The sequence below is a fragment of the Chitinophaga filiformis genome (assembly GCF_900102545.1).
Classification (GTDB): domain Bacteria; phylum Bacteroidota; class Bacteroidia; order Chitinophagales; family Chitinophagaceae; genus Chitinophaga; species Chitinophaga filiformis.
In genome coordinates this window covers 52292-65888 of the sequence record NZ_FNBN01000008.1, presented here as the reverse complement: position 1 = coordinate 65888, position 13597 = coordinate 52292, and the positions used below count along the sequence as shown (strand labels likewise).

At 45.0% G+C, this 13597-nt stretch carries 13 protein-coding genes; 2 read left to right on the top strand and 11 right to left on the bottom strand.

All coding sequences use genetic code 11. From position 1 onward, the window contains the following. The first annotated feature begins 232 nt into the window (after positions 1 to 232). Positions 233 to 727, top strand: coding sequence for a hypothetical protein (locus tag BLR32_RS26135; protein WP_143011597.1), 495 nt, complete (start codon positions 233 to 235; stop codon positions 725 to 727). An 11-nt stretch (positions 728 to 738) separates the two neighbouring features. Here the strand turns inward: BLR32_RS26135 and BLR32_RS26130 are convergent, their stop codons facing one another. Then, positions 739 to 1380, bottom strand: coding sequence for an START domain-containing protein (locus BLR32_RS26130; protein WP_089836194.1), 642 nt, complete (start codon positions 1378 to 1380; stop codon positions 739 to 741). Positions 1381 to 1563: 183 nt separating this feature from the next. Between BLR32_RS26130 and BLR32_RS26125 the strand changes: the two genes are divergently transcribed. Continuing rightward, the gene (locus BLR32_RS26125; protein ID WP_089836192.1) at positions 1564 to 3975 is read left to right on the top strand and encodes an ABC transporter permease; all 2412 of its coding nucleotides are present in this window, start codon (positions 1564 to 1566) and stop codon (positions 3973 to 3975) included. Between the two features lie 9 nt (positions 3976 to 3984). Here BLR32_RS26125 and BLR32_RS26120 read toward each other — a convergent pair whose 3' ends face one another. The 10 genes from BLR32_RS26120 to BLR32_RS26075 all read right to left on the bottom strand — a co-directional run bounded on the left by BLR32_RS26120 (position 3985) and on the right by BLR32_RS26075 (position 13595). Beyond that, positions 3985 to 5181 (bottom strand): hypothetical protein, encoded by a 1197-nt coding sequence (locus tag BLR32_RS26120; protein WP_089836190.1) that lies wholly within the window; start codon positions 5179 to 5181, stop codon positions 3985 to 3987. Continuing rightward, positions 5178 to 6098, bottom strand: coding sequence for a 50S ribosomal protein L17 (rplQ, locus tag BLR32_RS26115; protein WP_089836189.1), 921 nt, complete (start codon positions 6096 to 6098; stop codon positions 5178 to 5180). The genes BLR32_RS26120 and rplQ overlap by 4 nt, the downstream gene beginning before the upstream one ends. Then, complete coding sequence (locus tag BLR32_RS26110) at positions 6098 to 7597, bottom strand: DUF3732 domain-containing protein (protein ID WP_089836187.1); 1500 nt, start codon at positions 7595 to 7597, stop codon at positions 6098 to 6100. The genes rplQ and BLR32_RS26110 overlap by 1 nt, the downstream gene beginning before the upstream one ends. Before the next feature lie 220 nt (positions 7598 to 7817). Further along, complete coding sequence (locus BLR32_RS26105) at positions 7818 to 8219, bottom strand: hypothetical protein (protein WP_089836185.1); 402 nt, start codon at positions 8217 to 8219, stop codon at positions 7818 to 7820. Positions 8220 to 8285: 66 nt separating this feature from the next. Further along, entirely contained in the window at positions 8286 to 9314 is a 1029-nt protein-coding gene (locus BLR32_RS26100) for an LLM class flavin-dependent oxidoreductase (protein ID WP_245705524.1), read from the bottom strand. Between the two features lie 104 nt (positions 9315 to 9418). Then, positions 9419 to 9973: a YceI family protein gene (locus BLR32_RS26095; RefSeq protein WP_089836183.1), complete on the bottom strand. Its 555-nt coding sequence runs from the start codon at positions 9971 to 9973 to the stop codon at positions 9419 to 9421. 294 nt (positions 9974 to 10267) lie between these two features. Further along, entirely contained in the window at positions 10268 to 10720 is a 453-nt protein-coding gene (gene rnhA, locus BLR32_RS26090; protein WP_089836181.1) for a ribonuclease HI, read from the bottom strand. A 33-nt stretch (positions 10721 to 10753) separates the two neighbouring features. Next, positions 10754 to 12391 carry an acyl-CoA carboxylase subunit beta gene (locus BLR32_RS26085; RefSeq protein ID WP_089836179.1) on the bottom strand — a complete coding sequence of 546 codons (1638 nt, stop codon included), beginning with the start codon at positions 12389 to 12391 and terminating at the stop codon, positions 10754 to 10756. An 86-nt stretch (positions 12392 to 12477) separates the two neighbouring features. Beyond that, positions 12478 to 12852, bottom strand: coding sequence for a hypothetical protein (locus tag BLR32_RS26080; RefSeq protein ID WP_089836178.1), 375 nt, complete (start codon positions 12850 to 12852; stop codon positions 12478 to 12480). Between the two features lie 47 nt (positions 12853 to 12899). After that, positions 12900 to 13595, bottom strand: a complete 696-nt coding sequence (locus BLR32_RS26075; RefSeq protein ID WP_089836176.1) for a C40 family peptidase — start codon at positions 13593 to 13595, stop codon at positions 12900 to 12902. Positions 13596 to 13597 lie beyond the last annotated feature (2 nt).

Genomic DNA, 13597 nt, shown 5'->3' with positions numbered 1-13597 from the left:
AGGAGTCCCATTGTTTGTAGCCCGGGGTGATAACCCCGCGGAATAAATGCCCGGGTCCCCCCGGGCAATAAACGTCCGGGATGCCCCGGGGGAATAAACCCCGTATTTCCCGGGAATAAACGCGTTGGGAAAATGGCATATACGCAATAAATTAATATGTATATTTGCAGCCGTAAACAGGTCGGCATCAGCCTGTTACCACAACAATCCAATCTGTAAAAACCATAGATCTATGAAAAAACTCGCTTTGTACATGCTCGCGGCAGGTATTTTTGTCAGCGCATGCAGGAAAGACGGGAAAGGGGGAAAGGAAGATGACGTTAAACCAACAGGCGGGACTTTTACGATAGAAGGACAATCTTACCTCTCAGACTATACATACTGGACAGGCACCGAGGGATTAGTACTCACCAATGTTCCCAGGGCGCCGGAATACATTGAGAACACGGTACAGATCTTTGTAGACAGTCTGTATTTCTCCAGCAAGTACACATACCTGGACCGTAGTAACGCTGCTTACGACAAGCGGAAGAACTTCTCCAACGTAATAGTAAAATATACACCCAGCGGCGTATATGGCAACGGATATCAGATAACAGGTGTAACAGCAGGCACTATGAATGTCGGCAATAACGGAGAAACCTTCACGATAGACTACGACATTACCGTAGCCGGCCGACACATGCAGGGCACGTATGTAGGAAAAGTTGCAGGAAAGAAATGGTAATACGATAGCCGTCAGTTCTTTATAAAGGCATACTGCGCTTTCTTATACTGCGGTTTATTGATCTGGACCTTCAGTTTTCTGAAAGATTCCATAGGACCTTTGGTCGCAAACAGGTTCACCAGCCAGGCAGGAATGCTGCCACCAGGATCAGCTTCCAGCGTATATTCGATATTCACCATGTTATTCTCTGCCGGTGTAATGATCCATTTACCGGAGGAATGTTTCACACGTACAATACCGTCCTTTTCGGCCATATAATCTGGTACTACAGGACCATCAATTGTCACTACTCTGGTACGGGGATCCTGCCTCGCTGTCAGGTGACAAACGAAATCCCTGTTGCTCAGGGGCCAGGGCAATCCAACTTCTGAATAATAGTAAACCTCTGCGGGAGAAATCTCTTTCAATAAAGTGCTTGATTTAGTGCTGTATAACCACTCTGTGGCCGTGTTAACATCCATAATCACCGCTACAAACTGTGATAAGGTGGCTTGTAAAGAGCACTTTACCTTAATGCCCTTGTAGGCAGAGTTTTCGATAGTTTTAGTATAGATGGCTATACCATCCTTGTTGGTCTTTAAGGTCCAGTTTTCCTGTCCGTAACTTATCAGGCTGAAAAGCAAGGCCAGACTAATGATCAATAAGTGTTTCATGTTCGTCTATAGGTTGAAATCCGTCACAAAACTACCGAACTACGGCGAGATTATTTAAAAGTGAACAGATATTGTACTAAAAACGGACATTTTGGTCCTAACCCCTATAACTACATAACTGATTATTAATACATTAATAATCCGGCACTTACTTGGAGGATACTTAGTATATTCCATCATTGTATGTTACAGAGTTACCTTAAAATAGCCTTACGCAATCTCTGGAAGAATAAGCTCTTCACCACCATCAATATAACTGGTCTGGCACTCGGACTAGCATGTTCCCTGCTTATCATTTTCCACGTAAAACAGGAGTTGAACTACGACAAGGGCTACTCCAAAGCAGATCGTATTTTCCGTGTGACCATGCTGGGCCGCGGCGAAGGCGCTCAAAACTGGGCCGCTACTTCTTTCCCTACCGGCCCTGCCCTGCAGGAAGAAATTCCTGAAGTGGTTACTACGGCTCGCTTACATAGGCCCTATCCCTACCAGGTATTTAGCTATACTGCCCCCGATGGTACGCTGAGCAAATTTGAAGAGAAAGACGGCTTTTTTGCTGATCCTACGGTAACGGATGTATTCGATCTTGATTTTGTAGCTGGAGATAAGACAACAGCATTGTCCGCACCCGACAATATCGTCATTACGGAGAAAATGGCGCAGAAATATTTCCATGGAGCAAATCCTGTCGGCAAAGTGCTGCAGGATGATATAAATCGCGCGCCTTTGCGGGTGACGGGCGTCATCCGGGAGCATACATTCCCCTCTCATCTGCAATTTGATTACCTCCTGTCTATGGCTACTATTCACCATCATCAGAGCGATGAATCATTAGCCAACAGAACGTGGAATGGCTTTTATACCTACGCAGTACTGGACAAAGCAGCCTCTCTTCCGAAGGTACAATCCCGATTGACTGATTTTACAGTAAAATTCTATCTGCCGATAGGCGAAACCCGTGAAGAGATTATCGCTGACCGGCTGGTGGCCTTGCAGCCTGTTACAGCTATCCATCTCCATTCCAAACTCGAAAAGGAAATGGGGCAAAACAGCGATATTACCTATGTCAGGATTTTCTCCCTGGCAGCCTTATTCATATTATTGGTTGCCGCGGTCAATTTCATCAACCTGTATACGGCACAGGCCTTTGGCAGGATGAAGGAAATAGGCATGCGTAAGGTGGTAGGCGCCACTAAAAAGCAGGTGATCATACAGTTCCTGGGAGAATCTATGATCACCACCATGCTTGCTACCATACTGGCCCTGGTCGTATTTAAATCAGCTGTTCCTTTCTACAATGAGATAGCCTCCCGGCCACTTTATATGTCTAAGGTACTGACCGCTTCCAGTCTGGGTATCGTTGTATTACTGGTCGCATTTATAGGATTACTTGCCGGAAGCTATCCTGCATGGAATGTGGCGCGTTTTCATCCGGTCACTGCACTCAAAGGCAAAGGCAATCCCGGGTCATCTGCAAACACTGTCAGGAAAGGCCTGGTCATTTTTCAGTTCGTTGTGTCCGTGTTTATGATCATCAGTACTATTGTAATCTATCGCCAGATCAAATTCTTCCATAACAAAGACCTTGGATTTGACAGAGAGCAACTGGCAGGAATAACGATCTATGGACCGATGTGGCAAAGGTTTGGCGCATTGATCAATGACATTAATCAGAATGCTGACATTGCCAGTTATGCTATCGTTTCCACTCTTCCGGGAGATCGCTTTAGCTCACAGTCTTTCAGACCAGTATCTTCAGACCCTGACCAGGCATTTAACAACAGCCGTATTATGTGGTCAGACGAGCGGCTGCTATCCACTCTGCAGATCCCTTTGCTGGAAGGCCGGAACTTCTTCAATCAAATGCCGGACGTGAAGAATATGGAGTTTATCATCAACGAATCGGCAGTAAGGACTTATCAGCTGAAATCGCCTATCGGTGAGCGGGTCATACTGGACGGTGACACCGGTTCCATAGTAGGTGTAGTGAAGGATTTTAACTTTGCGTCACTGCATTCTCCGGTAGATCCGCTTGTGATCAAATACGACCCTTACAGGGCCAATTACCTGCTACTGAAAATAAAACCCGGACGGATACAAGCGGCACTTACTTTTATGGAAGGGAAAATAAAGGCGTTGACACCATCCGGTACATTCACTTATACCTTCATCGATGATAAACTTAACCGTCTTTATGCGTCTGAAAATCAGATGAGTACTATATTCAAAGCCTTCGCTGCCTTCGCGATATTTATATCCTGTATGGGGCTGTTCGGACTGTCGGCTTACACTGCACAACTGCGCATTAAAGAAGTGAGTATACGGAAAGTACTGGGTGCATCGTCTTCTTATATCGCATTATTACTTTCAATGGATTTTGTAAAACTGGTATTCATTGCCATTCTTTTATCATGCCCGATAGCATGGTGGGCGATGGATAAATGGCTTAATAACTTCGCCTATCGCATTCCGATCAGTGGATGGATGTTTGTTCTGGCGGGAGCGTTTGCGTTGATTGTTGCAATTCTGACGGTGAGTTATCAGGCGCTGAAAGTAGCGCTGACAAACCCGGTGAAGTATCTGAATGCGGATTAGCGAGGGATGTTATTTCACATTTCGGTTTCCCCCTCTCAGAGATTTTTTAACATAGGTCAAGTGAGGAACTACCTGCCACAACATATAACCGAATGCGGCATACAGAGGTGTTGTTGACTGGAAAACGAGGTAATTCTTTGTCTTTACAAATGCATCGAGAATCATCATATTCTCCTGCATAAATATCCTGTGGAACGTATCAGGAAAAGCATCCGCATCAGGCCCCCTTAAATCGAATCCTGTCGTTATAAAACCAAGCGAATAGTTCGGATATAAATCTGTTAAAACGTTCGAAAAGCCGGAGAAAGGTACATTAGCGGTTTTACAGCAATTCAGGAACAGGAGCGCTTTTTGATCATCCGGAATTTCTCCGATCCTTATCAGATGATGATTTGTAAAGTCGTCATGGGTAAGTTTGAATGAGAAACGCTCTGAATCACTCTCCGAATAGTGGGTAGAAAACAGGATTAATCTGGGATGTTCTTTATTCTTCCAGAATTCAATCAGGTCACTGCGCTTATCAACTACATGTATTACGATATCGGGATCATGGTTTAATGATTTTTTTTCCAATGGCGAAGTATACATCTCCGAATCAGTTGCATGTATTACTTTTAAAGTGCCGCCCTTCTTTAGTGGTGCATCAGCTAAATAGATACCTCCTTCATATTCAGAAGGATCAATGTTGTTAATTATCTTGAAGCGGAAATCGAAAAAAAGCTGTAACAGTTCATTCGTAGAGTAATCCGTCCATTCCTGCTTGTCAGGTTCCCTTGGAAACAATAATCCAACAAAGAATGAAAAATCAGCAGGAAAGACCGCTTCCAGGATCTTATTGGATTTCTGCACTTTAGTCAATGACTTCGTGGTATCGTTTATATTGTTCAATATATCCTTTTTCCAGGTCACATTGTAAAACCGGGCATCCTGGCTTTTCAACGCATCGTCAATCTTCTTAAAAATATCATATCCGATATATGCCAGATCAAACAGGTCTCTCTTCTGCCTGGTTTTGATAAATTGAGCCAGATGATCGCTGAGCTTAGTTCTTTTGTTAAGAATGTCGCTCTTATACATGTATATCGGTTTTGTCTGATTGTTCAGATAAATAATCTGCAATTTTATTTTATCAGACTCTCCAGGCACCCTGCTAAACTTGAACTGGATCTTTTGCTTAATGGCAAGCAGCTGGTCTTGACTGGTCATTTGCTAGCTTTTTTGAGGAAATTGTAAATGTATATATCACTTATTGGCCCCCTGATGGTTAAATAACAATACTCCAACCGGGGCATAACATTCTCTCGTCTGCCGATGATTATTTCACCTTTTATGATTTTAGTTTCCTTTAGCGGAGAAAGCAGTATTCTGATGATGCTTTTTTCATTGTAGGAAGGCATGATTCTGAAACCTTCACCAGCTTTGACTTTATATTCTACGTTCGCATTGTCAGGCAAATCGGTATCTATATGCAAACTGACAGGCAGGTCAACATACTCTCTGTTAAATACTGGCCAATTGGCATCCTCAAGCTCCACCCCATGGAAAAATATTTCAAACGTTATAATTTTCCTGTTTTGAGTTGTTACAAACTTCCCCTGCATATTGATCTGCGGTATTCTGGCATTGTACCATTGTGCCAGCAGGCTTTTATTAATCAAATGGTCAGTAACTAAGGATTTGCTTAGATTAGTAAACATTGACTTGGCGGCAATACCCGAAAAATTGGCCTCATCAGTATAGTTCTCGTCGAGTACAATTCCTATATACGCCATTTCCGCATTGTCACCCATGCGGCTCTCCAGTTTAATAATCCGGAGATACCCGCCTGGCCTGTGCAGACATAACATTCCCCATACATTTATGAGTTTGAGGTATACTTCGTACTGATGAATATCCCTTTCTATCTGCCTGCTTAGCGCTACTCTCCGGGCAATTGTTTCAGCCTTATGAACTTTGATTGCCTTTGTAATGATCTTTTCTGCAAATGGCCGTAGTTCCTTGGCTTTTGCCAGTGTAGTGGCAATATATCCATGTTCAAAAAGGGCATGCGCTAAGTTCTTCAGCAATGCATTTCTGTGCGCGGAATTTCTACCCAGTTTATTATTTTTATTTCCGTGTCTCATTAGCTGTTGATTTTCCAGGAATCCGGGATGAGCATTTTTTTTGAGGAATTTGACCAGTTTTCTACGATGACACTATTAGGTAATAACTGTTCAGGAGGCGTTCTTTCCAGAATGATTAGCTGAAAAGTCTTTTTTAACCGTTCCACAGAAAAATCAAGACATTCACTCAGTATCCGGAAACGGCCCTCATCATCGCTTTTCCTCCCGGTAGAAAAAGCCTGCCCGGGATGATCAATTAATAAAAAAGGGAAAATCGGGTTCTGTTCCCTTTTCAGGAAGAACTCATGGAAGCTTAAAAAGGTGGCGATATTATATCCAACATAACTCTGTGTATTTCCAAGCTGGTACAAATACACATATTGATCAACCGGAGTTAAAAACCTTAGTATGGCGGCCTTTTCGTCGAAGATTGGTGTATATTCAAGATATTCCAGCCTTAGTTTCCTTGCATACGCTTTTATTAGTTTTGAAAGCCCCGACAGTTCCTCATCGATAATACCGTTACTCCGGGAATCAAATTCAATTGAGTTGATATCGGATGTTACTATCTGCAATTCATAATCCGACCTGTTCACCGTATCAATGATCTGCGCAAATTCGAGGCATTCCATGATTCGTCCCAACACAAGTAGTTGCTCACTGTTCAATGCTGCATCTGCTGCCAGGAGCCCGGCATTAGAAAAAAGAACCCCTTCAAGGTATTTTCGCAAATCATCACTGTCCGGCTTTACCACATCCGGATCCATATAAGTTTCAACAAGACCCAGCGAGAAAGCTTCCCTGTATAACAGTTCCATTCTCTCATTTACATTTGACAACTGACCTTTAAAGTTTTTCTGCTCGTTCTGTACCTTGTTTTGAATGCCCCGCTTTAGCCTGTAATAAGCCGTTTCTTTACTGTATAATAACAGGGGTAATACCTTCTTCAGTTTTAATATGGAAATGTAATGGGAATCAGCAATAAAGGAAGATGGATTCAGGAGGGCATATTGCATCTGGTGATTAAGGGTCAGCGTATCCCTGAACGAGATCTTCCCTATCTTTTTGTCCTGGAGCTCATGCTCATCCCATAACTTCCGGGGAATCTCATTCAGAAAAGAATTGAATTTACCAGCCACCAGCTTTTCAACAGAGGCTTCGTCTATATTCTTCCTCGGACTGGCGGGAATCTCTATGCCACTCCCTTCTACGAGCATATACACCGACTGCCGGTTCTTTTGGGTCTGTTCATTCTTAAGCGCACTATTCTGACGGGCGATGAGGATCTCTTCTTCTCCCTGGGATAACACAATCCCGAACCAGCTGGCAAAGTCCCTGGCGGGTCCTACAGGTACTCTCAATTCGCTGCTGCAAAGGCAATAGTCAATGATCGGCCATATACTGGATTTCCCGGTATCGGAGTCCCCGATAATGTAGTTCACCTTTCCCGCAACGAATTGTATAATCCTGATATCCAGGTTTTTATTCTCCGGCCATAAAATGATTTTTGAGAGCTGCATCTTGCTGGAATTGTTTAATCCTTCCCGCAATGAACAAACGGAACTATGAAATGTTCTGTTAGCTGTCGGGGCCACTGGGTGTTAATACCTATTCTCCATGACATGGAATTGCCAGCGGCCATGTAGCCAACCGGACATTAAAAGTGAGACAAGCTGTTTAAAATAACAATACCAACTAGTTTGTATTTTTTGGGGTATGCTGGCTTTGAAATGGGGGAACTTACCCTTGAGGTTCTGGTTCTCTCTGTAATAGCCACTTTAGATATCGCTTTAGTGACCTGAAGTTGAGGGTCATAAACAGGATAAGTAGATAAAACGGAAGCAGCTTAAACCGGTATGCTATTCCACAAAAGACCTCTTTCGGCATAATTTTAAGCACAGTTGAGAAGACGATTAAATCAAAAAAAGCAGCCAGCAAAATAGCTAGTGTAATCCATTTCCCGATCCGGGGATTAAATCTTATTGCAACCATGCATACCAGTACAGCGCCAATACCGATATAGAATCTATTGTCATCACCGATCACATGTTTCGTCGTCGTATTAATGAGATAAAGTGTATAAAGCTGTACCAGTAAAAGGATTAACGGGATAACATAATCGAGGGATTTTCTTAGTTTCATCAGGTTCAGGGTTTTTAGCTAATTTACTACTACTTCCCCTAAACCTGATGAACCAGGAATCATTTATTATTTATCATTCACCAATGGCTTCAACTTCTTTCCTATCAGCTCAATAGCATTCATCAGTTTATCATGCGATACTTCCGCACTATCCATCTGGAAAGTTAGCCGGGATATACCTCCCAATGCATCTGCATGCCGTAACACTTTCTCCGCAATCTCTTCCACACCGCCTACTAATAACGCACCTGTTGGGCCCATCTGACTCATAAACCGCTCTTTCGTCATCGGAGGCCAGCCACGCTCTTTACCAACCTTCGTCATACTGGCAGCATATCCCGGATAAAAGTCCTCTATCGCCTGTTCAGTCGTTTCGGCAAGATATCCTAATGAATGCAGCCCTACGCTTAACTTTTCCGGTGGATGTCCTGCTCTTCTTCCTGCTTCCCTGTACAGATCAACCAGCGGACGGAAACGGTGTGTTTCCCCTCCGATAATTGCTACCATCAATGGCAGTCCCAATGCGCCTGCACGTACAAACGACTGTGGTGTGCCACCTACTCCCAGCCAGATAGGCAACTGTTCCTGGACAGGTCTCGGATAGACTGGCTGATTTTTTAATGCCGGCCTGAATTTGCCCGACCAGGTTACAAATTCGTTGTCCCTTATTTGCAGTAAGAGATCCAGTTTTTCTGCAAAGAGATCATCGTAATCGTCCAGGTTGTAGCCGAACAAAGGGAACGCGTCCGTGAAAGAGCCTCTTCCCACCACCATTTCAGCACGACCACCAGAGATCAGGTCTAAAGTAGCGAAGTTCTGAAATGCCCTTACCGGGTCTATCGCACTTAATACGGTTACTGCGCTGGCCAGCTTTATCCGCTTTGTACGGGAAGCCGCTGCTGCCAATATGTGGGTGGGCGCTGCATCCAGGAAACCTTTCCGGTGATGTTCGCCAGTACCAAATACATCCAGGCCTGATTTGTCTGCATGCTCCATTCTTTCCAGCAACTGGAACATGGCATCCTTGTCATTCAAAGCCGCTGCAGCGTTGTCGGTAAACCGGGCTGCAAAACTGTCTATTCCTATTTCTATCATAATATTTTATCAATGGTTCCGGGGTTGTCGCCCATTCCCGGGGTTACACCCATTTCCGGGGTTTGTCACCCCGCGCTACAAACACTGGGACTCCTGACGGAGTCCTATTGCGCTACTGCCACCAACACGGGTTCAGTTACTTTTACCAGCTGGATTTCCATATGCAGTTTCACTTCATCACTCAGCACAATACTCCCTGCTTCGGTAGCTGCATTCCAGCGGAGACCGTAGTCAGCACGGTGCAGACGTCCCTTGATGGAAAAGCCTTCTTTTTCTTGACCATAAGGATCGGTCACTACGCCATTACGCACTACTTCCAGCTCTATCGAATGCGTATGCCCTTTGATGGTCAGATCTCCTACCACCTTATAGTCTTCCTCGGTGATCTTTTTGATTTTTTTAGATACGAAAGTGATCTTCGGATAATGTGCAGTGTCGAAGAAATCGTTGCCTTTCAAGTGTTCATCCCTTTGTTTGTTCAGGGTGCTGATACTGTCTGTAGCGGCTTCAAATCTGATCCTTGCGTCGTGAAAATCCTCGCTGTCGGTCTCAATACTTCCGGTGAACTGGGTAAAATAGCCACTCACGTTAGTGATCATCAGGTGCTTTACTTTGAATCCAATTTCGCTGTGTGATTCATCAATCTTCCAGTGTGTCATAACTTAGTCGTTTAAGGCATTGATTTAATACCCTAAAAGTAAGCAGCGATATTCTTTCAGTGGTTGCACAGAATTTTGTTAATGGTGGACAAATTTCGAAAAATCATTAAATAAATGTTAAAGTGACAGCTGATTGGGCTATAAGTAATAGGTTTTTCTCAAAAGGCATGGTAATCTGCAGCATTGAGCCGTCGTGGCACAGCGCGGTGTTTATAGTCCGGGAAATGAATACAGCAAGGGCCGTCCGTATAGCGAACAGCCCTTACCTATCTAAAACATTCATGGTCTACAATTCTATCCTTCAAATCCCACATCCTCCAGCCAGTTACCGCTATCTGCAGCCTGTGTGGCCAGTTCATCACAACGATTGTTCAGAGGATTGGTGGAATGACCTTTTACCCAGTTGAACTTCACCTGATGCTTCTTAAAAGCAGGAATGAAACGTTGCCAGAGATCCTTGTTCTTCTTGTCTTTGAAACCGGTCTTTACCCAGCCCCATAACCAGCCTTTCTCTACACTGTTCACTACATACTGGCTGTCTGTAAAGATCTTGACATTCAGTCCATCTTTCTTCAGGGCTTCCAGACCAACGATCACGGCCATCAGTTCCATCCTGTTGTTGGTGGTAAGACGGTATCCCTGCGATAATTCCTTGCGGACACTGTTCCACATCAGGATAACACCATAGCCACCAGGGCCCGGGTTACCACGCGAGGAACCATCCGTGTAAATAATAACTTCCGACATAGCGGGCAAAGATAAGGATTAAGCGCTATGCTTTTACACCTGGAAAACACCGAGGCTGAATGTATCCTCCACAGGTGCATTATTTGCCGCTGCAATGCTTTCAGAAAGTATTTTACGTGTATCCAGCGGGTCTATAATCTCATCTACCCACATGCGTGCCGCTGCGTAATAAGGCGTGGTCTGGCTGTTATAACGGGCTGTGATCTCACTCAGCAGGCTTTTCTCCTGCTCAGGTGTGATCTCCTCACCTTTCGCTTTCAGGGATGCGACCTGTATCTGCAACAATGTCTTTGCAGCCTGTTCACCTCCCATCACTGCGATCTTCGCGTTGGGCCATGCAAAGATGAACCGTGGGTCATAGGCTTTACCACACATGGCGTAGTTGCCTGCACCATATGAATTGCCCACTATCACCGTGAATTTCGGCACGACTGAGTTAGCCACCGCATTCACCAGTTTAGCGCCGTCTTTAATGATGCCGGCATGTTCACTGCGACTGCCTACCATAAAACCGGTCACATCCTGCAGGAATACCAGTGGTATCTTTTTCTGGTTACAGTTCATGATGAAACGGGCCGCTTTATCAGCGCTGTCATTGTAAATCACACCGCCCATCTGCATTTCACCTTTTTTACTTTTGACCATCTTACGCTGATTGGCCACAATACCTACAGCCCAGCCGTCTATACGCGCATAACCACAGAGGATGGTCTTGCCATAGTCTTCCTTATACTGGTCAAACTCAGAACGATCTACCAGGCGATGGATGATCTCCAGCATATCATAAGGGCGGGTACTATCTTCAGGAATCATGCTGTATAATTCTGCAGGATCTTTCTCCGGCAGGGCTGGTGTAGCGCGATTGAAGCCTGCGCTGACAGGGTCACCGATCTTACTGACGATCTTCTTGATATGATCGAGGCATTCCTCATCTGTATCAAACTTATAGTCGGCGATGCCGGAAATCTCTGTATGGGTTACCGCGCCACCCAATGTTTCCGCGTCGATAGTTTCTCCGATAGCAGCCTTTACCAGGTAAGGGCCGGCCAGGAAGATGGAGCCGTTCCCTTCCACCATCAGCACTTCATCGCTCATGATAGGCAGGTAAGCGCCGCCGGCCACACAGCTGCCCATTACAGCTGCGATCTGGGTAATGCCCATAGCGCTCATGCGTGCGTTGTTACGGAAAATACGGCCGAAGTGTTCTTTGTCGGGAAATATCTCATCCTGCATAGGCAGGTACACACCTGCACTGTCTACCAGGTAAATAATCGGCAGCCTGTTCTCCATGGCGATCTCCTGGAGACGCAGGTTCTTCTTTCCTGTCATGGGAAACCAGGCGCCTGCCTTTACGGTCATATCGTTGGCTACGATCATACACTGGCGACCGCTGACATAACCAATGCCGCCTACTGTTCCGGCCGCAGGACAACCACCATGTTCAGGGTACATTTCATAGGCCGCAAAGGCGCCTATTTCGTGGAATGGGGCGTCTTTGTCCACCAGGTAGGCAATACGTTCACGCGGGGTTAATTTGCCTTTCTGACGGACTTTTTCGAGGTTCTTTTTGCCTCCTCCCAGTTCTATGACGGAGAGGCGCTGTTTTAGCGCACTAAGAGATCTGCGCATTGCATCTTCGTTCCGGTTCATGTCCAGTTGCTGTGCATCCATATGATTGTTTTTGGTTCATGACCTTTTGTTGGCCATGACTAAAAATAAGGAAAAACAGCGTGTCATTTGCACATTCGGACACTGGCTCAGGTGTCTTTTGATAAAATATTTTCCGAGCCCTCACTATCCGGACTAAAGAAGATGAAACGTTCCTTACCCTTGTGCCAGATCAGAATTCTGCCACAGGCATTACATTGCCAGATCTCTTTGCTAATGCTGCCATGATAGGAAAAAAACGTGATACCTATGATGTCTTCGTCTGTGGCATTAGCGGGTATCGGACGACCATTAAAGGTTAAGATCTCTTTGTTTTCCCTGTGTTTCTTCAAACCAATGACAATTTCATCCAGCTTGCCCTGAAGATCGTCGTATAACTGGTTAGGAATAATAGCGCCTTTAGTAGGCAGATTATCTGATATGTCGATTATCCGATTACCACAGGTACAGGGAATCTTTGCCATAGATGATAGTTCTCAGCTATTGATATTTTGCGGGAATATGTCTCAGTTTAATAATCGCTTTCATTACCCTCCTGCGGCGGCACCACCATATTGGTAGAATCCACCTGGATCACTCTGCGGGCGGCAATAAAGCGCTTTTTATAGTACTCGCTGTTGGTAATATCGACAATATTCACACCCTGGTTGCTGGAATGGATCATCAATACCTTTCCGTTATCTACTTTGTAGACACAGCCTACATGGGCAATCCTTTTTTCCTTGGATTTTGTACTCCTTCTTCCGGCAAAGAACAGCAGATCACCAGGGCTCCAGTCGGAAGGGGTAATGATGTTTCCCAGGGAACTCATGTCAGCCGCTGTGCGGGGCAGGGTCATGCCGATAACGGAGAAACCAAACTTCATCAATCCACTACAGTCAAAGGCGAAAGGCCCAATGGCGCCGCGGATATATGGTTTACCCAACTCGGATTCCAGCACAGCTAACAGCTGCTTGATATTACTTTTAAGACCGGAGGTATCGTATGTATTGAGGGTGATGTCGGAATTTGGAAAATATAAGCTGTCAGGCAACGGTGGTGGCGTCACCACTTTCTTGTGGGCAACAGCCTTGTGGGCGGTTGTCTTCTTATGATAGGCAGTAGTATGTTTCTTTACTGGTGCGTGTTTAACTGGCTTTTTCTTTACTTGTGCGCCCGCAGTGGCAATGCTGGCGACGGATATGATTATCGGCAATAACTTCTTCACAG

Excerpts from the sequence above, each read along its gene's own strand:
- BLR32_RS26095 (WP_089836183.1), bottom strand. The coding sequence starts at position 9,973 with ATGACACACTGGAAGATTGATGAATCACACAGCGAAATTGGATTCAAA.
- BLR32_RS26085 (WP_089836179.1), bottom strand. The coding sequence starts at position 12,391 with ATGGATGCACAGCAACTGGACATGAACCGGAACGAAGATGCAATGCGC.
- BLR32_RS26120 (WP_089836190.1), bottom strand. The coding sequence starts at position 5,181 with ATGACCAGTCAAGACCAGCTGCTTGCCATTAAGCAAAAGATCCAGTTC.
- BLR32_RS26100 (WP_245705524.1), bottom strand. The coding sequence starts at position 9,314 with ATGATAGAAATAGGAATAGACAGTTTTGCAGCCCGGTTTACCGACAAC.
- BLR32_RS26130 (WP_089836194.1), bottom strand. The coding sequence starts at position 1,380 with ATGAAACACTTATTGATCATTAGTCTGGCCTTGCTTTTCAGCCTGATA.
- rplQ (WP_089836189.1), bottom strand. The coding sequence starts at position 6,098 with ATGAGACACGGAAATAAAAATAATAAACTGGGTAGAAATTCCGCGCAC.
- BLR32_RS26135 (WP_143011597.1), top strand. The coding sequence starts at position 233 with ATGAAAAAACTCGCTTTGTACATGCTCGCGGCAGGTATTTTTGTCAGC.
- rnhA (WP_089836181.1), bottom strand. The coding sequence starts at position 10,720 with ATGTCGGAAGTTATTATTTACACGGATGGTTCCTCGCGTGGTAACCCG.
- BLR32_RS26125 (WP_089836192.1), top strand. The coding sequence starts at position 1,564 with ATGTTACAGAGTTACCTTAAAATAGCCTTACGCAATCTCTGGAAGAAT.
- BLR32_RS26080 (WP_089836178.1), bottom strand. The coding sequence starts at position 12,852 with ATGGCAAAGATTCCCTGTACCTGTGGTAATCGGATAATCGACATATCA.
- BLR32_RS26105 (WP_089836185.1), bottom strand. The coding sequence starts at position 8,219 with ATGAAACTAAGAAAATCCCTCGATTATGTTATCCCGTTAATCCTTTTA.
- BLR32_RS26110 (WP_089836187.1), bottom strand. The coding sequence starts at position 7,597 with ATGCAGCTCTCAAAAATCATTTTATGGCCGGAGAATAAAAACCTGGAT.